Genomic DNA, 24703 nt, shown 5'->3' with positions numbered 1-24703 from the left:
TCAATCGCGGCGGGCGATATCGGCAAATTTTGCGTCCAGCATCTTTGCCAGATCGCTCGCCGCAAGTTCAATATCCAGCCCCCGTTTGCCGCCGGAAACATAAATCGAGGCAAACTCTTGCGCGGGCGCATCAATCAGCGTCGGTAGCCGTTTTTTCTGCCCCAGCGGGCTAATACCGCCCACCAGATAGCCGGTCGTGCGCTGCGCCACCATCGGGTCGGCCATATCCACTTTTTTTGCGCCGAGCGCTTTGGCGACCTTTTTCAGATCCAGTTGCCCGGCGACAGGCGTCACCGCGACCGCCAGATGTTTCATGTCGCCATTGATCGCCACCAGTAGCGTTTTGTAGACCTGGTCAGCATTCAGTCCCAGTTTACGCACCACTTCGTCACCAAAATTGGTTTCATTGGGGTCGTGATCGTAGGTGTGCACCTGAAACGAGACGTTGTTTTTTTCGAGTAATTTCACGGCGGGAGTCATAGCAATCCTTCTTACCACAGTAATCTGACGCGACCAGCATACGCCTTTGTTGGCGCATGAAAATAGTACCATCTTGCGCTATTGCGCCATTCTCTGTCGCAGCAGTAAGGGTAAATTGCCGTCGCCATACAGATGCAGTGCTCCGGCGGCAACGACATAGCGTCCCGGCGGCAGGGCAAACAACTGCTCGCACCATGCCTGGTTACGCTGTTGCATCAGTACTTCATGCAGCGGCTGGCTAAACGTACCCGGCAGTTCCATTTCGTTTTCCGCTGGCGCGTGTTCCAGCCACCAGCTCATCATGACCTGCAATAAGCGCGCATTATCATGCCAGTGGGTAAGTGTATCCTGTAGCAGTTCATTACCTCCATCCGGTAATGCACGCAGGAGGTCAAGCTGGCTGCTGGTGCCCTCCAGTTCGAGGATCCTGACCTGGTATTGTTGCGCCGCGCGCAATAACTGGTAATCGATGCCGTACTCCGGGCGTAACCCCAGGCGCTGAGCTTGCGTTGCCTGCAACACCAGCGCGATATGCCAGGCGGGACGGTGTTCAAACTCCTCCCGCGAGAGCGACAAGGTTTGCAGCGTCTTATCCAGTTCCTCCAGCAAGGCAGGGGAAAGGCGTTGTTCAAGGGGGGCGACAGGGGGAAGATTATCGAAAGGGGAATCGGAACCCGCGACATCGGCTTCCACGATCAGCGCATCGGCCTCGCGCAATTTTTGCAGCAGGGCATCAGGCAGGGGCGACATACCCTGCGTCCCCATATGGATGCTGCCGACCAGATGCAACAACCGATTACCGGGCAGCGTAATATCCTGAGCGGGCCAGCGATAACGGCGCACCAGCAGCGCACGAAAAAACGTTTTCAAGCGTTGAAACAGGGCCATACGCGCTTCCTGAAAAGAAAACGCCATGCTAACGCGCAGCGCAGGAAGGTGTAAACCCCGCCGGTGACCGGCGGGGGAAAGGTTACTGACGCGGTGTGAAACGCAGCAGGCGGTTGGCGTTGCTCACCACAGTAATGGAGGAAAGCGCCATTGCCGCACCCGCCACCACCGGGTTGAGTAATGTGCCGGTCAGCGGCCAGAGAATGCCTGCCGCCACCGGAATGCCCAGCGAATTATAAATAAACGCCCCCAGCAGGTTCTGCTTCATATTGCGCAGCGTGGCTTTGGCAATCGCCAGTGCATCCGCAACACCCAGAAGGCTGTGGCGCATCAACGTGATTGCCGCCGTCTCAATCGCCACGTCGCTGCCGCCGCCCATGGCGATACCAACATCCGCTTGTGCCAGTGCGGGAGCATCATTGATACCATCGCCAATCATCGCCACCTGGCGACCCTGCTGTTGCAGTTTTTTAATGGCGTCGGCTTTACCGTCCGGCAATACACCGGCAATCACGTCATCAATGCCTGCTTCCTGCGCAATGGCCTTTGCAGTTGTGGGGTTGTCGCCAGTGAGCATCACCAGTCGGTACCCGGCGCGGTGTAAACGTTGCAGCGCGTCAACACTGTCTTCACGCAACGGATCACGAATGGCAAACAGCGCCGCAGCTTCGCCGTCGATTGCCAGCAGCACAGGTGTTGCACCGCGGCTGGCTTGTTCGCTTATCTCAGCCTCAAGCGCGTGCGTATCAACGTTCTGTTCAGCCAGTAGCGCCTGATTACCCAGCAGAACGTTGCGCCCGTCTATCTGGCCGCTGACGCCCAAACCGCGCAGTGTGCGGAATTGATTAACCTGCGGTAGCGTTTCGGCGGCAGCTCTGTCCAGGATCGCCCGCGCCAGCGGGTGGCTGGAGCCCTGTTCCAACGCAGCCGCCAGACGCAGTGCAGCGTTTTCATCGACGGAGAGCGTTTTAATACTCACCACTTCAGGTTTACCGAGGGTCAGTGTGCCCGTTTTGTCAAACACCAGGGTATCCAGCGTACTGGCGCGTTGCAGCGCATCGGCATCACGGATCAGCACACCAAACTCCGCAGCGCGGCCGACACCGGAAATAATCGACATCGGTGTCGCCAGTCCCAGCGCACAGGGGCAAGCGATGATCAGTACAGTAGTAGCGATCACCAGCGTATAGACAATCTGCGGCGACGGACCGAAGAAAAACCAGATGGCGCCGCTCAACAGTGCGATTGCCACCACCACCGGCACAAACACGGCGGAGATACGGTCGGCAAGCTGACCTATTTCGGGTTTACTGCTTTGCGCCTGGCGCACCATGCGGATGATGCGTGACAGGGTGGTATGGCTCCCTACGGCGCTGGCGGTAAACAAGACGCTACCGTCTTGCACCACGGTTCCGGCATGAATGGTGTCGCCGTCGCCTTTTTCCTGCGGGATCGGTTCACCGGTGAGCATCGCTTCATCGAACCAGGCCTCTCCCTGGCTGATTTCACCGTCCACCGGAACCCGATCGCCGGTCGTCAGACGCAGCGTCATCCCCGGCTGCACCTCAGCCAGCGGCACGCTTTTCTCACCGTCGGCGGTCACGACACGCGCTGTTGGCGGGGTTAAATCCAGTAAGCGCTCCAGCGCTTTTGATGAACGCTGGCGCGCACGCGCCTCCAGCATATGACCGAGATTAATCAGGCCGATGATCATCGCGCTGGCTTCGTAGTAGAGATGCCGCGCTTCCATCGGGAACCAGTGGGGCCAGATGTTGACGCTCATCGAGTAGAGCCAGGCAGCACCCGTGCCGAGTGCCACCAGCGTATCCATGGTGGCGCTGCCGTTACGCAGGCTTTTCCATGCGCTGGTGTAAAAATGACCACCCGCTACCACCATGACGGCGAGCGTGATAAGACCGATAACCAGCCACAGCGAGCGGTTGGCGTCGGTCACCATCATATTGTCGCCCAGCATCCCCCATACCATGATCGGCACGCCAACCAGCAAGGCAACAATGGCCTGCCAGCGAAAGCGTTTCAGGGTGGCGAGGGCGGTTTCTTGCTGACGTTCACGCCGTTTAACGTCATCTTCAATGGCTTCTGCGCCGTAGCCGGCCTGCTCGACGGCGTTAACTAACTCTGTGGCGGGCGCGCTGCCCATGACCAGCGCGGTGCGCTCCGCCAGGTTAACCCGTGCCTGTGTAACGCCGGGGACTGCCTGCAAGGCTTTTTGCACCCGGGAGACGCAACTGGCGCAGCTCATGCCGTTGATCAACAGCTGTTGGCTGTCGTCAACGTTATCGGCTGCCGGAAGCTCAGAAGTGGCCGCTGTCAGTGCTTCCGACGGGAGTGATGACTCTGCCAGCGGTTTAGCCTTTGGGTGGCTTACGCTCGCACCGTAGCCGGCTTCCTGTACGGTGGCGATTAACGCGTCAGCGCTGGCGCTACCGGTGACTTCCGCACGTTCAATGGTGACCTCTGCATGTTCGACGTCCGGTCGTTTTTCCAGACTCTCTTTCACGCGTTTAACGCAATGGCCGCAGGAGAGGCCATCAAGGGTTAGCTCTATAGTGTGAGACATACTCGATCTCCTTAATGATGATGCTGAATAGTGACTATGATGAAGCTTAAACCTTCCATCAAGGGGAAGGTCAAGGGCGATCCGCAAAGAAGGTGGGCGTTGTCCTCTGCTCTGCAGCGCTGCTGCAGATCATCACCATAAAAAAGCCCCGCGATATGAGCGGGGCTTAGGGCTGATTGGGTTGCGTTAATAGAGCTTCTGCTCGTAATGGTTTCCGGCGTCAACGACTCGCCATATTTTCCATTTGCCCTCTTCCTTACGCGTCCATACCTGAAGATGTTTTGCCTTGTTATTTTCAATACCCAGCGAAACGTCCAGTTTCATGCTGTCTCCGTCTGGTTTGGCGGGGGAGACATTAAGGCGCGCAATCCATGCCGGGTCATAGTCCTGGCAATAGGTGAAATAATCTGAGCCCAATAATTCCTGTTCAGGCATGTCATAAATAACGGCCATTCGCGCCAGTAATTTCTTCGATGCCCATTGCTGCATGGTTTTCGTTTTAATCAGTTCATCCGGCGGCGTTTTGCCAAATTCATTCAGATAATAAGTGTAAAACGCCGTGATCTCTTTCTGTACATCCGTTCCGGTGTTTGCACTTGCGAAAGGAAGGTAAAGCGCCAGCAATAATGACAGTACGTAACGCATCATTTTTTCCTGTAGATAACATACGGTGGGTGGAATCTGCGATAGCCGGGGCCGGGGTACATGTCCCGTTGTTTAAAATCTGAATACCAGTTTTTGCCGTCAAACATCGTCATATGGCCACTGATATTACCGCCTGGATAAGGCTGGATAATGGCAACATCGCCTTTTTCCGGCGCCGCCGAAGCGGGTAATGCTGTAAATCCTGCTTTTAACAGCGAGTCACCATAATCTTTGGCATCGCCTGTTCTGATAAGGTTGATTCCGCCTGCCGATATGGCCTGACGTGTGTAGGTAGCACATTCTGAGCGCGATTTCGCTCCGGCATGTTTCACCAGGTACGCCACCGCTGCATCTTTATCCCATGCCATAAACATCCCTTTAGAGAAAAGAGTAAACATAAGGTATCACAAAGCGCAGCCATGCTACCGAACGCTAACAGGCTGAAAATAAGAGTAATCTTATTTAACGGCAAAGTTCGGTTGCTGACGTAGGGCGGTTATTTCGCGCGAACGCGCGTTGTTACCTGGAGAGGCCTGTCGGGCGAGAATAAAAAATAAAGCCCCGCATAGTGCGAGGCTTGACGCGTAAAGAGGGCAGATCATTAGCCGTATTTACGGGCAAATTCCTGATCGGAATTGCACAGGTAAATAATAAATTCGATAAACGCGATGATGGAAGGAATAAAGGTCCAGCAGAACAGGAGATAAAGAATACCCTGGCCTGTTTTCCCTAAATAAAATTTATGCACGCCAAATCCACCAAAGAAGAAAGCAAGCAGTGCGGCGGTAATGCGGCTTTTGGTTCCCGCCACGGCCTGTGGTGCGCCGCAACTCGGGCAGGCAACCGCTTCTTTATGAATTTCCTTTCCGCAACCACGGCAAAACGCCATATCACTCATAACAACTCCTGTGTGTAAATCATTTATCATTCTTTGAAACATCCGGCCACATGTTATAGCGAAGCGGTAACAGGGGTAAATAAAAAATGTATTGGCAACAATGATATATTTGTTTTGTCATAGTGTGCCGCTTACTATTGTGCGCCTGACGTCAGGTCGGGTTAAAGGCCCTATACTCTATGTTGTGTCGGGGTAATCATGCGGTATGGTCGGAAACACGGACTGCAAGGGGGAAATGTGAATATCAGCGATGTGGCAAAAAAAACCGGTTTGACCAGCAAAGCGATCCGTTTTTATGAAGAAAAAGGGTTGGTCACGCCGCCGTTACGCAGCGAAAACGGCTATCGCAGCTACACGCAACAGCATTTAAATGAGCTGACCCTGCTACGTCAGGCACGCCAGGTTGGATTTAACCTTGAAGAGTGCGGCGAGCTGGTCACCCTGTTTAACGATCCGGCCCGCCACAGCGCGGATGTGAAAGCGCGCACATTGCAGAAAGTGGCAGAGATCGAACGGCATATCATCGAATTGCAGCAGATGCGTACGCAACTGTTGGCGCTGGCGGATTCCTGCCCCGGAGACGACAGCGCAGACTGCCCGATTATTGATAACCTTTCGGGCTGCTGCCATCACCACGCGAAGGGTTAAGCATAAAGACCACCGTACCGCGATACCATGACGAAGCGGCAATACGCCGCTCTTCGTCACGGTTCCACTGGCCGTTTTGCACCACGCCCAGTTTAAATGGCAAACGCAGTCCGGACAGCGCAGGCAGGTAGGCAGTGTAATTGTCCACCGTGCTGCGCCCCTGGTAGCTTTGCACCACCAGCTCATCCACCGGCAGGGCGTTCAGCGTTTGCACATTGCCGGTTTTCGCCCAGTCCAGTAACCCGGTCACGCCCAACGCATACTGCGAGGGTAGACTCTTTCGCACCCGGCGCAAAAACTGTGCGTAATCCTCAAGCTGATGCGTGGCCGCGTCAAAATCTATTTGTAATCCTACAACAGCATTCCCGGCGTCGTGCCAACGCGCCAGCAGGCGAGTAAGACGCAGCAGGAGAGCGTCCGGGACATCCAGCGTGGTAAAGCGAACGGTTAGCCAGATACGCGGAAACGTCATCCGGTTGATCGGCAAGCCTTTACGTTCAAATACCGCATTGCCCGCCAGGACAACGACATCGCCCTGGTGCAGATAAACGGTATCCGCATTGCGTAATGCTACTGTGGGACGGACGCCAGACCACAGCCAAAACGCCTGGCTACCCTCTGCCGCGAAGGCAGAGGGAGTAACAAGCACGGCAAAAAGAGCGATCACCAGTAATATTTGAGATCTCTGGCCCATACGCTTCCAGGATAACGGCTCTTCAACTGTTGGAACCAGGCTTTACGCACCGCTTTATCGACGTCTTTGCCGCCACAATCGTTATAACCGGAGGGGGCATAGCACATGACCGCCCGGTACAGTGCATAGCTTTTATCTTCGGGTTCGGCTTTGGCATCGGCGATAACCTGCTGATATATGGCAAGACGGTGCGGCACGCCGGGGCGTTCTTCTGCGTGCGTCGCGACGTCGAGCACGTCATTACCGCCGCGATCTTTCTCCAGCGTCACGCGGGTTTGCGTAGTCCGGAAGAACTCACCCAGACAATTCAACGCGTGAGCATCGTGCGCTTTCTGGCTCAGGGTAGTGACGGTAGTCTCCAGCGGCGCGCAGAAGTAAGCGGTCTCTTTCTCCGTGCCTTTCCAGCCAAAGGTACTCAGCTTCACATCATCAAATGCCTCGTCAGCAACCGGCGGCGTAATGGCAGCCACCAGGGACATATCCTGCAACCAGTCGGCGTAATGACCCTCAGTCAGATCGCGCGTCAGTAACGTGTGCAGGGCGATGGTGCGCTCTTCTTTATTGGGCCCGTGCGTGGCCTGCTGGCGTAGCAACTCCCGCGAGGCCTGCGTTTTCAGCACCAGCGAACGGTAACGCAAATTGGTCACCCGGCTGTCTGCGGCAAAAATCTGCGCCTGCGCATCACTCTCTACCAGCGTGGCCGCCAGTTTTGCTTGCAGAAGCTGTTGTTGTTCAACATCTTTACTCAGATCCAGCAGATGCAGCCAGTGCGCCTGCGCGGCGGGCCACTGTTTTTGCGCCATCAGCGCATCGCCATATAGCACCTGCTCGCTGAAGGCGAGAATATTGTGCGGGGGGAGCGACGGGGCGGGCGTAATAGCGTTCTGCACCGTGGCGTAATCCTGCTTGCTCCAGGCCAGCATCAGGCGCAGGTAATTCCACAGATCCGCATGTTTGTTCTTCTCAAAGTCGGCTTTCAGACTGTCGAGCCATGCCTGATCCACACAATGGGAACGTCCGTCGCAGGTGTTATTACGCATCAGCCGCAGCGTCTGCACAAACGTCAGCAGCGAGGCGTCTGGCGCGGTGAGAAAGGCGTCGCTTCCCCAGGTGAGATCCTGGCTTATCAGCTTGTTGTCGCTCTCGGCGATGATATCCACCAGCGCATCGGCGTTTTCGGTTTGCGCCAGTGCCTGCTCATAGAGCTTCGCCAGCGCATTTCCATCCTGTAAATACCAGTTAATACGGCGCAGCATCCCTTGTGCGGAGTCGGCGTAGCGCCCTGTCGGCCAGGTTTTCAGATAGCTTTCTGCGGCCTCCCGCGCCTGCTGTGCGAGGGCTTTATCCACTTTATGGACATCGAAATCGCCATACTCGCCGTTGGCATTTGCGCTACTGGCATTGAGCGCATTGCGCATCAACATATAACTGGCCGTCTCGGCAAGCCACGGCTGCTGGCTGGTTTTGAGGGTCGTAAATATCTGCCCTGCGGCGTCAAAATCGCCTGCGTAGAACGCATTCGCGCCTTGTAAATAGGCCTGAAATCCCTGTGCTGGCGATCCTTGCGGGAATGAAAGTGCTTTTACCGTTTGCTCGCTGGCTTCCGTGCCGTTTACGGCCATACGCGCTTTTGCCAGAGCCTGACGTTGCTCATGGCTCAGTGAGGTATCAGCGAGCAGTGCGGCGAAAAAGGCGGAAAGCGTTTCGTCATTACGCGAAACAAAGCGATTTTCCAGTTCATCTTGCTGGATCGTTGCATTACTGGCTTCCTGGAGATCGGCACCCTGCGCGGTCATGCGCTGAAGCACGGCATCCGTTGCGGCATCAGGATCCAGCCCCAGCGCCGTCATCTGGTGATGCAGCGTCTCTTCCACCGGTGTTTCTGCGGTAGTCGTGGCTGTCGGCGGCTGGCTGGTCGGGTTATCCATATGGATGCCGAAATAGAAATCCCGGCTACGGGTGATGTCTGCCGGAACGGGTTGGCGTAGCGGCGTAAAGTTTTTCGGTTCATCCACCAGACGCAGCAGATTATCGCGCGTGTCTGTGTTGATGGCGAGTACCGGCGGACTGACGATAAAACAGCCCGCGTGACCCCAGGGGCAGTAATCCATATCAAACGACGCCAGCGCCGGAGCACTGGCGGCAAACGCCAGGCATACGCCCAGCGCAAGATGGCTTTTGGGTGCGATCACGTCGGATCCTTGTGGTGTTATTATTTGCTTACGGCTTTTATGCGCAAGGTGATGCCTTCTACGGCAATCACTTCCACATGCTGGCCGGCGGGTAAGTCTTCCTCGGCGCTGACAGGCCATGAACTGTCGCCGACGCGCATATGACCGCGGCCGTTAACCAGCGCGGTATCCAGTTGAAAACGTCGGCCTGTCAGTTGCTGCCCGCGCAGGTTAAGCGACGCGTCAGCGGGCTGTTGCTGCTTCACCCGGTGCGCCAGCCATTGCCACCATAGCCAGGCAGCCAGCATGGTCAGTACGGCGAACAGCACGCCTTGCCACTCCCAACTAAACGGTAAAACCCACGCCAGTAATCCAGTGAGCACGGCTGCTACGCCGCTCCATAACAGGTAGCCATTACCGCCGAGCATTTCGGCGGCAAGCAGCAACCCGCCGAGCGTTAGCCAGGCAAGATAAGTATGTTCGAGCAGCAGCGGGATCATCGTTTATTTCGCTCGCTGGCGCTGTCTTTGATCAGCTCCGTGATCCCGGCGATAGACCCCATCAGGCTGCTGGCATCCAGCGGCATCATCACGACTTTGCTGTTATTCGCCGACCCGATTTGCTGCAATGCTTCGGTGTATTTTTGCGCCACAAAGTAGTTCACAGCCTGAATATCCCCGGCGGCGATGGCTTCCGAAACCATCTGCGTAGCGCGCGCTTCCGCCTCTGCCGAACGTTCGCGGGCTTCTGCTTGCAGGAATGCCGACTGGCGATCACCTTCCGCTTTCAGGATTTGCGACTGTTTTTCCCCTTCCGCTTTGAGGATCTCCGCCTGACGCACCCCTTCGGCCTCGAGAATATAGGCGCGTTTGGTACGCTCTGCCTTCATCTGCGCATTCATTGAGGCAATCAGTTCCGCGGGCGGACGCACGTCGCGAATTTCAATACGTGTCACTTTTACACCCCATGGGTTTGTTGCTTCATCGACGATATGCAGCAAGCGCGTATTAATGCTGTCACGCTGTGAGAGCATTTCGTCCAGCTCCATTGAACCCAGTACGGTACGGATGTTGGTCATGGTCAGGTTGATGATCGCCAACTCCAGATTGCTCACCTCATAGGCGGCACGTGGTGCATCGATCACCTGAATAAAGCACACCGCGTCAATGGTGACATTCGCGTTGTCTTTCGAGATAACTTCCTGAGAGGGGATATCGAGGACTTGTTCCATCATATTGATCTTACGACCAATACGATCCATAAAAGGCACCACCAGGCTCAGACCCGGCTGCAGTGTCCGGGTAAAGCGTCCAAAGCGTTCCACGGTCCACTGGAAGCCTTGCGGTACGATTTTTACGCCAGAGATAACCACCACCAGCGCAACGAAGATAAAAACCAGAATGACGATTGGCATCAAAAAAACCTCCTGTTTAATTTGATGCCATCTTAGCCCGAATTGGCGATCAAAACAGCACGATCGCCAAATTTGGCAGGAAGATTAGTAGAGCAGAGAGTAAAGCTGGCGACGATACTTCGACGCCAGCGCATCACCGGTACCCAGTGCGGCCAGAATTTCCTGCAGCATTTTGCGTGCTTCGCCGTTTGCGGCGGAGAGATCTTTACGCAAATGGCTGAACAGCAGTTCAAGCGCTTCTTCATTGCGCCCCACCTGGTGCAATTGCAGTGCAAGCTGCGTCGCCAGCAGTGCGTCGGCCGGGTTCTCTTCCACCTGTTTTTGCAACTGTTGGATTTCCGGCGTATCAGCGGCTTTCTTCAGTAGCTCAATTTGCGCGATCAGTCCCTGATAGCGAGTGTCCTGATCCTGTAGTGGCACGGTTTTGAGAACGTTTTCTGCTTCATCTGCACGGTGTAAAACGATCAGCGTTTCCGCCAACAGCAGGCCGATTTCGCTGTTTTGTTGAGAAAGCTGCCAGGCGTCTTTCAGCAGCGGCAGGGCGTCGGCGTGTTTTCCTTCCTGCATCAGCAGCATAGCTTCCTGAGCTTTCAGCTCTTCTTCACGCGGCAGGACTTTATCCAGCAGGGCGCGAATGGCCTCTTCCGGTTGCGGCCCCTGGAACCCGTCTACCGGTTGCCCGTTCTGGAACAGGTAGACGGTCGGGATCGCACGCAAGCCAAACTGTGAAGCCACCAACTGTTCGGCGTCGCAATCCACTTTTGCCAGCACAAATTGCCCGTTGTACTGCGCGGCCAGATTTTCCAGCACCGGGGTCAGTTGCTGGCAGTGCTGGCTGCGATCTGACCAGAAATAGAACAGCACCGGCGTCGCAACGGACTGCTCCAGTACCTGTTGCAGATTGGCTTCGGTAATATTGACGATATTCTGTACGGACATGTGGAATTCTCTGTTTTTACTGTTTAGTACTACATGGGGACAGGCAATACGCCTTCAACTCACCTGTGTAAAATTTTATCCATCACGCGTGCGGGCAGCAGGCGCTTCAACAGACTTACAACCCAGGTGACCAGCGTAACCGGATAGCGCATTTTGGGATGATTGCTCTCGAAAGCATGGCGTACTTTTGCCACTACTGCCTCCGGGCCGAGGGTAAAACGTGCGGCAATGCCGGGGTTTTCCACCGGTTTATCGCTTTGTGTCTGATTCACATTGTCGGTAAAGCGCGTACGGATGGGACCGGGTTCAATCAGGCTCACCTTAATGCCGCTATGGCGCAGCTCCATTCTCAGTGCATCCGACCAGGCTTCCAGCGCATATTTACTGGCAGCATAGGCACCGCGCCCGGGGGTAGAGATCAGGCCCATAACCGATGAGGTCATCACAATGCGTCCTTCGCCGTGGGGCAGCATGGCTGGCAGCAGGCGCAGGGTGAGTTGATGCGTGCCAAAAAAATTGCTGGAAAATTGCTGTTCAAGCTGTTCGCGACTGATCGTCTCCAGCGGGCCATAGACGCCATAACCGGCGTTATTGAAGAGCCCATATAGCCGATTTTCGGTCAGTGCGATCACTTCATCCGCGGCACGATCAACGCTTTGCGGATCATCCAGATCCAGTAACACACCGGTAAATCCTTCCCGGTCCATTCGCGCGACGTCATCCGGTTTGCGACAGGCCGCCAGCACGCGAAAACCCTGGCGTTTCAGTTCGCGTGCGCTTTCCAGACCAATGCCGCTGGAACATCCTGTAATTAAGACCGTTTTTTGCATAACTTTACCTGAGGGCGTCCCTGATTGATCAGGAGTCGTGGTTAACTAAAGGAGCCAACCGTGTCGCCATCCAGTCGGCGATAAACGGCTGGGCGTCACGGTTGGGGTGAATGCCATCATCCTGCATCCACTGCGGTTTCAGATATACCTCTTCCATAAAAAAGGGCAGGAGAGGCACATCCAACTCTTTGGCAAGCTTAGGATAAATGGCGCTGAACGCTTCATTATAGCGGCGACCGTAGTTGGCGGGCAGCCGAATTTGCATCAGCAATGGTTCAGCGTTGGCGGCCTTGACCGTCTGCACTACCTGGCGCAGCGTTTGTTCCGTCTGTTGAGGCGCGAAACCGCGCAAACCATCGTTGCCGCCCAGCTCCACCAGCACCCAGCGAGGTTGGTGCTCTTTCAACAGCGCGGGTAACCGCGCCAGCCCCTGCTGCGATGTGTCGCCGCTGATGCTGGCGTTCACCACGGCGGGCTTTTGCTGCCATTTATCGTTGAGCAGCGCAGGCCAGGCAACATTCGCCGCCATGCGGTATCCGGCGCTCAGACTGTCGCCAAGAATCAACAACGTGTCCGCCGCGGCGGCGCGGAAGGTTAACAAAAGCAAAAAAAGGAAGGGCAAATGCCAGCGGAAAACATTGTTGAAGTTCATCATCTTAAGAAGTCCGTCGGTCAGGGGGAGCATGAACTTTCCATCCTTACCGGAGTTGAGCTCGTTGTCAAACCAGCCGAGACCATTGCCCTGATTGGCGAATCCGGTTCCGGTAAGTCGACGCTGCTGGCGATCCTCGCCGGGCTGGATGACGGCAGCAGTGGCGAAGTCAATCTGCTGGGGAAACCGCTGCACACCATGGACGAAGAGGCGCGGGCGCAGTTGCGCGCGCAGAATGTCGGTTTCGTCTTCCAGTCTTTTATGCTTATTCCCACCCTCAACGCCCTGGAAAACGTCGAGTTACCGGCGTTGCTGCGTGGCGAAAACAGCGGCAAAAGCCGCGCCAGTGCCAAAGCATTACTTGATGAGCTGGGGCTCGGTAAACGTCTTGATCACCTTCCGGCGCAGCTTTCCGGCGGGGAGCAGCAGCGTGTCGCGCTGGCGCGCGCCTTTAATGGCCGGCCAGCTGTGCTGTTTGCCGATGAACCCACCGGTAACCTGGATCGACAGACCGGGGACAAGATCGCTGATCTGCTTTTTTCCATGAACCAACAATTCGGCACCACGCTGTTGTTGGTCACGCACGATCTGCAACTGGCGGCGCGCTGCGACAGGCGTTTGCGGCTGGTCAACGGTGAATTGCGGGAGGAAGCATGATTGCCCGTTGGTTCTGGCGCGAATGGCGCTCGCCGTCGCTGCTGATTGTCTGGCTGGCACTGAGCCTGGCGGTAGCCTGCGTGCTGGCGCTGGGCAATATCAGCGATCGCATGGAGAAAGGGCTGAGCCAGCAGAGCCGGGAGTTTATGGCAGGCGATCGGGCGCTGCGCAGTTCCCGCGAAGTGCCGCAGGCCTGGCTGGATGAAGCACGGAAAACCGGGCTCACCGTGAGCGAGCAGATCGGCTTTAATACCATGACCTTTGCCGGAGAGACGCCACAACTGGCAGATGTGAAAGCGGTTGATGATATCTACCCTATTTATGGCGAGTTACAAACCCAGCCGGCGCATTTGAAGCCGCAGGCAGGCAGCGTGCTATTGGCACCAAGGTTGATGGCGCTGCTGAATCTGAAGGTTGGCGACAGTATTGATGTCGGTGATGCCACCTTGCGTATCGCCGGGGAGGTCCTTCAGGAACCGGATGCCGGCTTTAACCCCTTCCAGATGGCACCGCGGTTGCTAATGAACATCGCGGATGTGCCAAAAACCGGAGCAGTGCAGCCGGGCAGCCGGGTGACCTGGCGTGTGAAGTTTGGCGGTACGCCTGAACAACTGGCGGCGTATGAAAAATGGTTGCTGCCCCAGTTAAAGCCGGAACACCGCTGGTACGGGCTTGAACAGGACGACGGTGCGCTGGGCAAATCTTTGCAACGCTCGCAGCAATTTTTACTGTTATCGGCGCTACTCACGCTGTTGCTGGCGGTGGCGGCAGTGGCGGTGGCAATGGGGCATTACTGCCGCAGCCGCTACGATCTGGTGGCGATCCTCAAAACATTGGGGGCCGGGCGGGCGCAGTTGCGTAAGCTGATCGTCGGCCAGTGGATGCTGGTACTGGTTCTCGCGGTTATGACCGGTGGGGCAATAGGGCTGCTGTTTGAAAAGATATTAATGCTGCTGCTCAAACCGGTTCTGCCCGCAGCATTACCGCCAGCCAGCTTGTGGCCGTGGCTATGGGCGGTGGGTGCAGTGGTGGTGATTTCTGTGCTGGTGGGGTTACGCCCGTACCGCTTACTGTTGGCAACGCAACCGCTGCGCGTGCTGCGTCGGGATGCGGTGGCGGATCTCTGGCCGCTGAAATTCTATGTGCCGGTGATGTGTGCTATCGCAGTGGTGTTACTGGCCTGGCTGATGGGCGGCAGTATGCTGCTCTGGTCGGTGCTGGCAGGCGCGGTGGTGCTGGCATTGTTGTGTGGCCTGGTCGGATGGTTGTTGCTTAACGTGCTGAAAAAAATGACGTTAAAAACGCTACCGCTACGTCTTGCGGTCAACCGTTTACTGCGCCAGCCCTGGTCGACGTTAAGTCAGCTATCGGCATTTTCGCTCTCCTTTATGTTGCTGGCGATGCTGCTGGTCTTGCGTGGTGATCTGCTGGATCGCTGGCAGCAGCAGTTACCGCCGGAAAGCCCGAACTATTTCCTGATCAATATCGCGCCGGAGCAGGTGACGCCGTTGAAAGCCTTCCTCTCTGAACATCAGGTGATCCCGGCGTCTTTCTATCCGATTGTGCGGGCGAGGTTGACGCAAATTAACGGTCAGTCAACGGACGGTAACCCGGATGAGGCGCTAAACCGCGAGCTAAATCTGACCTGGCAAACGCAACGTCCGGACCATAACCCCATCACCGCCGGAAGCTGGCCACCGAAAGTGGGCGAAGTCTCGATAGAAGAAGGGCTGGCGGAAAGGCTGGGTCTGAAACTGGGCGACAGCGTGACCTTTACTGGCGATACCCAGTCGTTCAGCGCGAAAATTACCAGTCTGCGCAAGGTCGACTGGGAAAGCATGCGGCCAAACTTCTTCTTTATTTTCCCGGCCGGGGCGCTGGAGGGGCAGCCGCAAAGTTGGCTCACCAGTTTCCGTTGGGAAAACGGCAATGGCATGCTGACACAGCTTAACCGCGAGTTTCCCACCATCAGCTTGCTGGATATTGGCGCGATCTTAAAACAGGTCGGACAGGTTCTGGAGCAGGTGAGTCGTGCGCTGGAAGTGATGGTGGTGCTGGTGACTGCTTGTGGCGTACTGCTACTGCTGGCGCAGGTGCAGGTCGGCATGCGCCAGCGTCATCAGGAGTTAGTGGTCTGGCGTACTCTGGGAGCCGGAAAGCGGTTACTCCGTACCACGCTGTGGTGTGAATTTGCTCTGCTGGGACTGGTTTCCGGGCTGGTGGCAACGATTGGCGCCGAGACCGCCCTGGCGGTACTGCAAACACGGGTGTTTGACTTCCCGTGGGCGCCGGATTGGCGTTTGTGGGTCACCTTACCGTTATGCGGCGCGCTGCTCTTGTCGCTGTGCGGCGGCTGGTTGGGGCTCCGACTGCTAAAAGGCAAGGCATTATTCCGTCAGTTCAATAATTAACAGTGATTATCATCACACACTGGTCATGTCTACCGGTGTGTTTGTATTTCTATGTGTAAGCATTTACACATCAAATATTTAGTAGCACAAATCATTAAAAAATCCCTATAAACGTTCCGTTTATTACAGATAGTATCTGCATGCTAAAAATTATTTAGCAGTGTCTATCTCAAGGGAAAAACATGAAAATAAAAACAACTGCCGTGGCGACAGCCATCGGCGCAGCAGTGGCATTGATGTCTTTTGCAAGCCAGGCGGAAATCACCGTCCTGAAACAGGATCCAAAAGCGGGCGATCCGCTGAGTCGTTTGAATTTCACCGTAGGTGGGTCTATCCGCGCGCAGTTTGATAACGCGATGGGTGACATGGACAAAACATCCTACAAACGTAACGGGTATGACGGCGGCACTCGCTTCCGTTTTGCTGCGGATTACTACCTGTTCGATGATATTAGCTGGATCAGCTACTACGAACTGGGCGTGAACGTTCCGGCGGTATTCGACTGGGACAGCCATTATGCTGCTGGTAGCAACTATACGTCTCGCCGCATGCTGTACACCGGTCTGAAAAGTAAGACCTGGGGTACCATGACCTTCGGTCAGCAGAACAGCGTGTACTACGATGTGGTCGGTGCGAAAACTGACGTCTGGGACTACGATATGAAAGCTCAGGCGCCGGGTAACGGTGTGAAAGGCGACTACGACGGTTCTTATCGTTCACGCAAGATGCTGAAATATAAAAACAGCTTCGGCGATGTTGATCTCTACGCATCCTACCTGTTCGAAGATACCGATCTGCTGTTACCGAATAGCATCCGTTACAAACGTAATGGCGGCGGTTCACTGGGTGTTGATTACCATCTGGCCAAAAACCTGTCATGGGGTACGGCGTGGAACTACACCAAAGCCAACGTGCGTAACAGTACGTCGGGTGATACCGATTCTTACAGCCAGAACATCTACGGTACTGCGCTGAGCTGGACGCCGGACAACTGGACTCTCTCCTTCGGTGGCGGTTGGTATGAAAACTTCCTCACCACAGGGCAGAAAAATGTTCACGACTACTTCGCGGGTGACGCGTGGGGTATTGAATATTACGCCGGATATAAAATTCCGGTGGCTCAGTATGGGCTCAAATATGTGCAGCCGTACGTGATGGGCGACCGCCTGAAATACACCACCGGTCGTTACTATGAACGTATCGACAACGGTCTGGGCGTAACCTTCCAGTTGGATTATGGTTTCCGTGTTGATTACGAACACGTGTTCACCAACAGCACCGATAAAAAACTGGGCGATATGAACATCGTTCGTCTGCGTTACGACTTCTGATAAGTTGACGGGTATTTGCCGGATGGCTTCGTTAAAATCCGGCAATGCTTAGCGATAAAAAGCATAACGAGAGTGCCAGCACCCTGCTCCGGGTAGGGCTTTTCGTTATGCTTCATCGCCTTACCTCACCAATATCTCCCCGCCATTCAGTGACATAGTTCACAGCAAGTTGAATTTTTTTCAATTACCGCCGCGTTGCGTTTGTGCCATCTTAGTCGACAGCCTTATTCACAGGGTGAAAATGGAACGCGGCGCATTGCACGGCGCGTCACACAGCAGACCAACTCGTTAGGGAGAATTTATGGGACGTCGTCTCAGTTTGCGCGCCTTCGTCGGCGCATTACTTCTGGTATGTGGTTTACCGTTTGCGCATGCGAGCAGCGATCCGCACACCATTGTGTTCGGTGTGGCGCCGGGGCCGTATGGCGATATGGTCAAACAGGCGATTGCGCCATCGCTGAAAGAGAAGGGCTATAACGTCGTGGTGCGCGAATTCAGCGATTACGTGCAGCCTAACATGGCGCTGTCGAACGGCAGCATCGACGCCAATCTGTTCCAGCATAGCCTCTATTTCGATAAATTCACTGCCGATAAGGGCCTGAAGCTGACCAAACTGTTGTCAGTGCCAACGGCGGGAATGGGCTTTTATTCCCATAAAATCAAGAGCCTGGATGAGCTGAAAAAAGGCGACATTGTGACGCTGTCCAATGACCCGACCAATCTGGCGCGCGGGCTGCGCTTCCTGCAATCACTCAATCTTATTACCCTCAAAGAGAGTATTGACCCGACCAAAGCCTCCGAGCGGGATATTGCCAGTAACCCGAAAGGGCTGGTGTTTAAACCGCTGGAAGCGGCGCAGTTGCCGCGCACGCTGGATAGCGCGACGGCATCACTGGTCAACGGTAACTTCGCCATTGCCGCCGGAATGGATCTCTCTTCAGCGCTGAAACAAGAGCATCTGGATGAGAACCTGAAAAACATTATTGCCGTGCGCACCGACGATGCGGACAAGCCCTTCGCCAAAGACATTGTCGAAGTGGTGAAATCGCCCGCCTATCGCGCAGTCATCGACGATCCGAAAAACATCTTTACTGCCTTCCAGAAACCCGAATGGATGGCCGTCGCCGACAAAAAATAACCATCAGGTTGAGTTTACGGGCAGGCTACGGCCTGCCTTTTGCTGTTTGAGGTTGACATGATTGAAATAGAAAAGGTTTGCGTGGATTTTCCCGCAGGCCGCGGCGCGACGGCAACCACCCGGGCGGTGGATGACGTGACGTTGCGTATTGCGCCGGGTGAGATCTTCGGCATTGTGGGCACCAGCGGCGCGGGCAAAAGTACGCTGCTGCGTACGCTGAATGCGTTACAGCGGCCGAGCCAGGGGAGCGTAAAAATTAATGGCGTGGCGATTTCTACGCTTCATGGCGCAACGCTGCGTCAGGCGCGTCAGCGTATTGGTATGATTTTTCAGCATTTTAACCTGATGCATACCCGCACCGTGGCACAGAATGTGGCCTTCAGCCTGAAGGCGGCGGGCTGGGCGCGTGCGAAGATCGCCCCACGCGTGACGGAAATCCTTGAGCTGGTTGGATTGAGCGATAAAGCGAACCGCTATCCCGTGCAGCTTAGTGGTGGGCAGAAACAGCGTGTTGGCATTGCTCGTGCCATTGCCAATCATCCGGATGTACTGCTCTGTGATGAGCCGACTTCGGCGCTGGATCTGGAAACGTCTGCCACCATTCTGGCGTTACTGAAGCAAATCAATCAACAACTGGGCATTACCATCGTGCTGATCACCCATGAGATGAATGTGATCAAATCGATCTGCGATCGGGTGGCGGTCATGTCCGGCGGTAAGGTCGTGGAAGAAGGGGCGGTGTTTGATCTCTTTGCCCACCCGCAACATGCTTTTACACAGCAGCTGGTGTCGCACACGCTCAATCTAACCCTGCCGGAACGCCTGCGGCAGCATCTACCGGGGCAGCTACTGAAGATTCTGTTTATTGGCGATTCCGCCGAGCAGCCGGTGCTCTCCGATGCCGCGGTGAAATTTGGCGTGGCGGTCAATATCCTGCACGGCAAAATTGAGTACATCGGCGAGAAAGCACTGGGTATTTTGGTGGTTCAATTAACGTCTGCGGACAATCCTGCCGCTGTGAGCGAAGCCGTTGACTATATTCGCAACCGTACCGCACAGGTGGAGGTGATCCGTGGATGATTTAGTGGCCGATCTGAGCCTGGCCTTTGGCGAAACCTTCCAGATGCTGAGCATCTCAACGGTGCTGGCAATCATTGGCGGCTTGCCGCTCGGTTTCCTGATTTTCGTCACCGACAGGCATCTGTTCTGGCAAAACAGAGCGGTTTATCTGGCGAGCTCCGTGTTGGTGAATGTGATCCGCTCGGTGCCGTTCGTGATCCTGCTGGTGCTGCTGCTGCCGTTAACGCAGTTTCTGTTGGGGAATACCATCGGGCCGATTGCGGCGTCGGTACCGCTGTCAGTGGCGGCGATAGCGTTTTATGCCCGGCTGGTGGACAGTGCGCTGCGCGAGGTGGATAAAGGCATTATTGAAGCGGCGGAGGCTTTTGGTGCCAGCCCGTTACGCATTATCTGCACCGTATTGTTGCCGGAAGCCAGCGCCGGGTTGCTGCGTGGCCTGACGATTACGCTGGTCAGCCTGATTGGTTATTCGGCGATGGCGGGGATTGTCGGCGGTGGTGGCGTGGGTGATCTGGCGATTCGCTACGGCTATTACCGCTATGAAACGCAGGTGATGATCGTCACGGTGGTGGCGCTGATTATGCTGGTTCAGGTGGTGCAGGTGCTGGGAGATTGGTTGGCAAAACGCGCCGATAAACGCGATCGCCATTAGTACTGCGTTTTGCATGCAAGCCCGCTAAGCGTAGACGCCAGCGGGCATTTCTGCCGGATGAGCAAACCCGCCGTTACGACAGCATCGACTGTGCCCAGGCAATGCCGCTGGCGTATTCCGGTGGCAGCAGGGGAACCAGCGCTTCCAGCGTCGCGCTCAGGCGGGCGGTATCGGTATCATTCAGATTCAGGTGACCCACTTTGCGCCCCGGCCGCACCTCTTTGTCGTACCAGTGCAAATGCACCAGCGGCAGTTTCAGCCAGTCGTAGTTCAGATCGCTGCCAATCAGATTGATCATCACCGAAGGGCTATTGACTACCGGCGGCGGCAGCGGTAAATCCACCACGGCGCGCAGATGCAGCTCAAACTGACTGATTGATGCGCCGTTTTGCGTCCAGTGCCCGCTGTTATGCACGCGCGGCGCCAGCTCATTGATCAACAAACCTGCTGGCGTGACAAAACACTCCATCGCCATCACGCCGACGTAGTTCAGTTCATGCATAATCGCCGACAGCATGGCTTCTGCCTGTTGCTGCTGCGCTGCGTTAGGCTGCGGGAATGCTACGCTTGCGCGCAGGATCCCATCCTGATGCAGGTTATGCGTTAGCGGGTAAAACACGGTGCTACCATCATGGGCGCGCGCGCCAACCAGCGACACTTCACCGAGGAAATGAATGCCCTGCTCGACGATGCACTCGCCATAGCATTCATCCGGTAACTGGTCGGTCTCTTCCGCACGTAAGCGCCACTGCCCGCGACCGTCGTAACCGCCCACGCGGCGTTTTACAATTGCCAGCTCACCAAGGCGAGCGAAAACCTCTGGCCATGCGCTTTTCTCTGCCAATAGCTGCCATGGTGCTGTCGCCAGCGAGAGTTTATCGAAGAGTTGTTTTTGCGTGAGGCGGTCGGCAATCACCGGAAATACATCACGGTTGACGAACGCCGGGTGGCGTTCCAGTTCTCGGGTCAGGGCCGTTTCCGGCCAGCGCTCGATTTCCGCTGTAATCACGCTGTGCTGAAAGGGTACCGCTTGCGGATCGGCATCCAGCCCGACGGGCCAGACCGCAATACTGAGCGGTTCGCCCGCCTGGCGTAACATGCGCCCGAGCTGACCATTACCTAATACGCAGACCTGTTTCATGCCGCACCTCGCGGGTCCGGGTTATCCAGCACCTCATCAGTCTGTGCGTTACGCCAGTCCGCCAGACGCTGATGCAGCGCGGCGTCGTGCTGCGCCAGAATCTGCGCTGCCAGCAGGGCGGCATTGGCTGCGCCTGCTTTACCAATCGCCAGCGTGCCCACCGGAATGCCGCGCGGCATTTGTACGATGGAGTAGAGGCTGTCCACGCCGCTTAACGCCGCGCTTTGTACCGGCACACCCAGCACGGGCACCAGTGTTTTTGCCGCGATCATTCCCGGCAGATGCGCTGCGCCGCCAGCGCCGGCAATGATCACCTGATAACCGTTGTTCTCCGCGTTTTCGGCGAAGCTGAACAGTTTATCCGGGGTGCGGTGTGCAGAGACGATTTCAACATGGTGCGGGACGTTCAGGGTATCGAGGATTTCTGCGGCGAACTGCATGGTTGCCCAGTCGCTTTTCGAGCCCATAACAATGGCGATGCGCGCCGGTTGGTTGCTTGAAGACATGCGTCTCAAAACTCCTGTGGGTGTGCTTCAGACTACATAAGAGGGCACAGAGAATAGCATGTAAAACGGACAAGGAAAACGGTTGCGTGGCGATGTTTCGCGGATCTATCGCCGTGCTACGCAGCCAAAATCAGAAAGGAAAAGGGATCAACTCCACGTCACTCTCGCTCACCCGCACCATTGACCCTTCGCTGTGCCAGGCACCTAATACCGCGCGAAACGCCGGCGCGTTATTTGCCGTCAGGGTATGAATGTACGGACGATGAGTATGACCATGGATTAGCCACTGAACGCGGTGTTTTTCCATTGTCCCGACGACCGTCTGCGGATTAACATCCATGATCTCCAGCGATTTGCTGCTATTAGCGGCGCGGCTGTTAGCCCGCATTTTCCGGGCAATACGGCGGCGGATAAAGAGCGGCAGGGCGAGGAACAGCGCCTGTAACCAGGGCTGATGGACTTTGGCGCGAAATGCCTGATAGCCCACATCGTCGGTACATAGCGTATCGCCATGCATAATCAACACGTTGCGGCCATACAGCGTCAGCACCTGTTCTTGCGGCAGGAGTTGCATGCCGCTGGCACGGGCAAAACGTTTACCCAGCAAAAAATCACGGTTGCCGTGGATAAAGTAGCAGGGCACACCGCTGTCGACGAGGGATTTAATCGCCTGCGCGATCTGCTGGTGTAGCGGGGTTGGGTCGTCGTCCCCAATCCAGGCTTCAAACAGATCGCCCAGGATATAGAGCGCATCCGCCTTACGTGCTTCTCCCGCCAGAAAACGCAGAAAACCGGCGGTGATCGCCGGTTCTTCTGTTTGCAGGTGTAAATCTGCGATAAAGAGTGTCGCCACGAATTACTCGCTAACGGTCACGCTTTCAATGAGCACGTCTTCTTTTGGTACGTCCTGGTGCATACCGCTGCGACCGGTAGCGACCGCTTTGATTTTGTCTACAACGTCCATGCCTTCAACCACTTCAGCAAACACGCAGTAGCCCCAACCTTGCAGGCTTTCGCCGCTGAAGTTCAGGAAGTCGTTGTCGACCACGTTGATGAAGAACTGCGCGGTGGCGGAGTGCGGTGCCTGAGTACGCGCCATTGCCAGCGTACCGCGGGTGTTTTTCAGGCCATTGTTGGCTTCGTTTTTAATGGTGTCTTTTGTGGCTTTCTGATGCATGCCCGGTTCAAAACCGCCACCCTGGATCATAAAGCCATTAATAACACGGTGGAAAATCGTGTTGTTGTAGAAACCTTCACGGCAGTAGTCCAGGAAGTTTTTAACCGTTTCAGGCGCTTTGTCGTCAAACGTTTTGATTACGATGTCGCCGTGATTAGTGTGGAAAGTAACCATTATTGCATCCTGTTCTGATAGTGTGGTGCGTAGACCCGGCAATGGGCCAGAGATAGTCGCTTGTTATAGCATAACCGGCAGGTTGGATCACCTTGCAAAGTGTGCTGCTTCGGGTTTGAATTACAGGTAATATATGCAGCTTTCGCTCCACACACGTCTACATGGAATCTTCGATGTTAAAAATCTTTAATACACTGACGCGCCAAAAAGAGGAATTCAAACCTATTCATGCCGGGGAAGTCGGCATGTACGTGTGTGGTATTACTGTTTACGATCTCTGTCATATCGGGCATGGCCGTACGTTTGTTGCGTTTGACGTGGTCGCCCGCTATTTGCGTTTTCTGGGCTATAAGCTGAAGTACGTGCGCAATATCACTGACATTGATGACAAAATCATTAAGCGTGCTAATGAAAACGGCGAAAGCTTTGTGGCGTTGGTCGATCGCATGATTGTCGAGATGCATAAAGATTTTGACGCGCTGAATATTCTGCGTCCGGATAACGAACCCCGCGCGACGCACCATATCCACGAAATTATTGAGATTACTGAGCGTCTGCTTGAGCGCGGCCACGCGTATGTCGCGGATAACGGTGATGTGATGTTCTCCGTGCCGACCGATCCGACCTATGGTCAGCTTTCCCGTCAGGATCTGGATCAACTGCAGGCCGGCGCGCGCGTTGAAGTGGCAGAAGTGAAGCGCAACCCAATGGATTTCGTGCTGTGGAAAATGTCCAAGCCGGGTGAGCCGAGCTGGCCGTCACCGTGGGGCGAAGGGCGTCCGGGCTGGCATATTGAGTGTTCAGCGATGAACTGCAAACAATTGGGCTCGCACTTTGACATTCACGGCGGCGGTTCTGACCTGATGTTCCCGCACCATGAAAACGAAATTGCCCAGTCGACCTGCGCCCACGATGGCGAATACGTCAATTACTGGATGCACTCCGGCATGGTGATGGTTGACCGTGAGAAGATGTCGAAATCGCTGGGTAACTTCTTTACCGTGCGCGATGTGCTGAAGTACTACGATGCGGAAACCATCCGTTACTTCCTGATGTCGGGTCACTACCGTAGCCAGCTTAACTACAGCGAAGAGAATCTTAAGCAAGCACGTTCTGCGCTGGAGCGTCTGTACACCGCGCTGCGTGGGACGGATACCTCGGTCGCGGCGGAAGGCGGCGAGGCGTTTGAAGCCCGTTTTATCGAAGCGATGAACGATGACTTTAATACGCCGGAAGCCTACTCTGTGCTGTTTGATATGGCGCGTGACGTTAACCGCCTGAAAACGGAAGATGCTCATGCGGCAAACGCACTGGCAGCGCATCTGCGTAAATTATCCGGCGTGCTGGGCTTGCTGGAGCAGGATCCGGATCTGTTCCTGCAAAGCGGTGCACAGGCGGATGATGGCGAAGTTGCGGAAATCGAGCAGTTGATTCAGCAACGTCTGGATGCGCGTAAAGCGAAAGACTGGGCGGCGGCGGATGCGGCGCGCGATCGTCTGAATGAGATGGGTATCGTGCTGGAAGATGGCCCGCAAGGGACCACCTGGCGCCGTAAGTAACAGTGAGAATAAACAGGCCGGATAATCGTTAGCGTCT

The 24703-nt window shown here is 55.5% G+C and carries 25 protein-coding genes; 8 read left to right on the top strand and 17 right to left on the bottom strand.

From position 1 onward, the window contains the following. From ybaK to GA0061071_RS06800, 6 genes are all read right to left on the bottom strand, one after another. Window positions 1–480 (bottom strand): Cys-tRNA(Pro)/Cys-tRNA(Cys) deacylase YbaK, encoded by a 480-nt coding sequence (gene ybaK, locus GA0061071_RS06825; protein ID WP_061497059.1) that lies wholly within the window; start codon window positions 478–480, stop codon window positions 1–3. 78 nt (window positions 481–558) lie between these two features. Then, window positions 559–1368 carry a TraB/GumN family protein gene (locus tag GA0061071_RS06820; protein ID WP_061497057.1) on the bottom strand — a complete coding sequence of 270 codons (810 nt, stop codon included), beginning with the start codon at window positions 1366–1368 and terminating at the stop codon, window positions 559–561. 82 nt (window positions 1369–1450) lie between these two features. Next, a complete protein-coding gene (copA, locus tag GA0061071_RS06815; RefSeq protein WP_088236746.1) occupies window positions 1451–3949 on the bottom strand; it encodes a copper-exporting P-type ATPase CopA in 2499 nt (832 codons plus the stop codon). Window positions 3950–4135: 186 nt separating this feature from the next. Continuing rightward, window positions 4136–4597 carry a YqhG/Tai3 family protein gene (locus tag GA0061071_RS06810; protein WP_245191404.1) on the bottom strand — a complete coding sequence of 154 codons (462 nt, stop codon included), beginning with the start codon at window positions 4595–4597 and terminating at the stop codon, window positions 4136–4138. Next, window positions 4594–4962 carry a hypothetical protein gene (locus GA0061071_RS06805; RefSeq protein WP_061497051.1) on the bottom strand — a complete coding sequence of 123 codons (369 nt, stop codon included), beginning with the start codon at window positions 4960–4962 and terminating at the stop codon, window positions 4594–4596. Before GA0061071_RS06805 ends, GA0061071_RS06810 begins: the two co-directional genes overlap by 4 nt. A 233-nt stretch (window positions 4963–5195) precedes the next feature. Further along, the gene (locus GA0061071_RS06800; protein ID WP_061497049.1) at window positions 5196–5492 is read right to left on the bottom strand and encodes a TM2 domain-containing protein; all 297 of its coding nucleotides are present in this window, start codon (window positions 5490–5492) and stop codon (window positions 5196–5198) included. A 237-nt stretch (window positions 5493–5729) separates the two neighbouring features. On the opposite strand from GA0061071_RS06800, the gene cueR reads away from it, so the two are divergent. Then, window positions 5730–6140, top strand: a complete 411-nt coding sequence (cueR, locus tag GA0061071_RS06795) for a Cu(I)-responsive transcriptional regulator (protein WP_061497047.1) — start codon at window positions 5730–5732, stop codon at window positions 6138–6140. Here the strand turns inward: cueR and GA0061071_RS06790 are convergent. The 7 genes from GA0061071_RS06790 to tesA all read right to left on the bottom strand — a co-directional run bounded on the left by GA0061071_RS06790 (window position 6094) and on the right by tesA (window position 12840). Then, the gene (locus tag GA0061071_RS06790; protein WP_088236745.1) at window positions 6094–6834 is read right to left on the bottom strand and encodes a DUF3142 domain-containing protein; all 741 of its coding nucleotides are present in this window, start codon (window positions 6832–6834) and stop codon (window positions 6094–6096) included. The two genes, cueR and GA0061071_RS06790, sit on opposite strands and share 47 nt — an antisense overlap. Continuing rightward, entirely contained in the window at window positions 6804–9023 is a 2220-nt protein-coding gene (locus GA0061071_RS06785; protein WP_061500121.1) for a PA5441 family protein, read from the bottom strand. Before GA0061071_RS06785 ends, GA0061071_RS06790 begins: the two co-directional genes overlap by 31 nt. 23 nt (window positions 9024–9046) lie before the next feature. After that, a complete protein-coding gene (locus GA0061071_RS06780) occupies window positions 9047–9505 on the bottom strand; it encodes an NfeD family protein (protein WP_088236744.1) in 459 nt (152 codons plus the stop codon). Beyond that, complete coding sequence (locus GA0061071_RS06775) at window positions 9502–10419, bottom strand: SPFH domain-containing protein (RefSeq protein ID WP_061497042.1); 918 nt, start codon at window positions 10417–10419, stop codon at window positions 9502–9504. Before GA0061071_RS06775 ends, GA0061071_RS06780 begins: the two co-directional genes overlap by 4 nt. 84 nt (window positions 10420–10503) lie before the next feature. Continuing rightward, window positions 10504–11358, bottom strand: coding sequence for a co-chaperone YbbN (locus tag GA0061071_RS06770; RefSeq protein WP_061497040.1), 855 nt, complete (start codon window positions 11356–11358; stop codon window positions 10504–10506). Window positions 11359–11417: 59 nt separating this feature from the next. Beyond that, entirely contained in the window at window positions 11418–12188 is a 771-nt protein-coding gene (locus GA0061071_RS06765; RefSeq protein ID WP_061497038.1) for an SDR family oxidoreductase, read from the bottom strand. A gap of 28 nt (window positions 12189–12216) precedes the next feature. After that, a complete protein-coding gene (gene tesA, locus GA0061071_RS06760) occupies window positions 12217–12840 on the bottom strand; it encodes a multifunctional acyl-CoA thioesterase I/protease I/lysophospholipase L1 (protein WP_061500119.1) in 624 nt (207 codons plus the stop codon). On the opposite strand from tesA, the gene ybbA reads away from it, so the two are divergent. From ybbA to GA0061071_RS06730, 6 genes are all read left to right on the top strand, one after another. Next, on the top strand, window positions 12811–13497 hold the full coding sequence (gene ybbA, locus GA0061071_RS06755) for a putative ABC transporter ATP-binding protein YbbA (protein WP_061497036.1): 687 nt from the start codon (window positions 12811–12813) through the stop codon (window positions 13495–13497). The genes tesA and ybbA overlap by 30 nt on opposite strands. After that, entirely contained in the window at window positions 13494–15908 is a 2415-nt protein-coding gene (ybbP, locus tag GA0061071_RS06750; protein WP_088236743.1) for a putative ABC transporter permease subunit YbbP, read from the top strand. The genes ybbA and ybbP overlap by 4 nt, the downstream gene beginning before the upstream one ends. Window positions 15909–16090: 182 nt before the next feature. Further along, a complete protein-coding gene (locus GA0061071_RS06745; protein WP_061497032.1) occupies window positions 16091–17239 on the top strand; it encodes a porin in 1149 nt (382 codons plus the stop codon). A 301-nt stretch (window positions 17240–17540) separates the two neighbouring features. Then, window positions 17541–18377, top strand: a complete 837-nt coding sequence (locus tag GA0061071_RS06740) for a MetQ/NlpA family ABC transporter substrate-binding protein (RefSeq protein ID WP_061497030.1) — start codon at window positions 17541–17543, stop codon at window positions 18375–18377. A gap of 57 nt (window positions 18378–18434) precedes the next feature. Beyond that, window positions 18435–19457, top strand: coding sequence for a virulence-associated ABC transporter ATP-binding protein SfbB (sfbB, locus tag GA0061071_RS06735; protein ID WP_088236841.1), 1023 nt, complete (start codon window positions 18435–18437; stop codon window positions 19455–19457). Next, the gene (locus GA0061071_RS06730) at window positions 19450–20109 is read left to right on the top strand and encodes a methionine ABC transporter permease (protein ID WP_088236742.1); all 660 of its coding nucleotides are present in this window, start codon (window positions 19450–19452) and stop codon (window positions 20107–20109) included. Before sfbB ends, GA0061071_RS06730 begins: the two co-directional genes overlap by 8 nt. Before the next feature lie 73 nt (window positions 20110–20182). Here the strand turns inward: GA0061071_RS06730 and purK are convergent, their stop codons facing one another. The 4 genes from purK to ppiB all read right to left on the bottom strand — a co-directional run bounded on the left by purK (window position 20183) and on the right by ppiB (window position 23107). Next, window positions 20183–21250, bottom strand: coding sequence for a 5-(carboxyamino)imidazole ribonucleotide synthase (purK, locus tag GA0061071_RS06725; RefSeq protein WP_088236741.1), 1068 nt, complete (start codon window positions 21248–21250; stop codon window positions 20183–20185). Then, window positions 21247–21756, bottom strand: a complete 510-nt coding sequence (gene purE / locus GA0061071_RS06720; protein ID WP_061497023.1) for a 5-(carboxyamino)imidazole ribonucleotide mutase — start codon at window positions 21754–21756, stop codon at window positions 21247–21249. The genes purK and purE overlap by 4 nt, the downstream gene beginning before the upstream one ends. Before the next feature lie 130 nt (window positions 21757–21886). Continuing rightward, window positions 21887–22609 carry a UDP-2,3-diacylglucosamine diphosphatase gene (lpxH, locus tag GA0061071_RS06715; protein WP_061497021.1) on the bottom strand — a complete coding sequence of 241 codons (723 nt, stop codon included), beginning with the start codon at window positions 22607–22609 and terminating at the stop codon, window positions 21887–21889. A gap of 3 nt (window positions 22610–22612) precedes the next feature. Beyond that, the gene (gene ppiB / locus GA0061071_RS06710) at window positions 22613–23107 is read right to left on the bottom strand and encodes a peptidylprolyl isomerase B (RefSeq protein WP_061497019.1); all 495 of its coding nucleotides are present in this window, start codon (window positions 23105–23107) and stop codon (window positions 22613–22615) included. Window positions 23108–23280: 173 nt separating this feature from the next. Between ppiB and cysS the strand changes: the two genes are divergently transcribed. Next, on the top strand, window positions 23281–24666 hold the full coding sequence (gene cysS, locus GA0061071_RS06705; RefSeq protein WP_061497017.1) for a cysteine--tRNA ligase: 1386 nt from the start codon (window positions 23281–23283) through the stop codon (window positions 24664–24666). Window positions 24667–24703 lie beyond the last annotated feature (37 nt).

Origin of the sequence: Kosakonia oryzendophytica (assembly GCF_900094925.1) — a bacterium.
In the GTDB taxonomy this organism is placed as follows: domain Bacteria; phylum Pseudomonadota; class Gammaproteobacteria; order Enterobacterales; family Enterobacteriaceae; genus Kosakonia; species Kosakonia oryzendophytica.
Note: the sequence above shows the minus strand (reverse complement) of the source record. Positions and strands in the feature narration are given on the sequence as shown.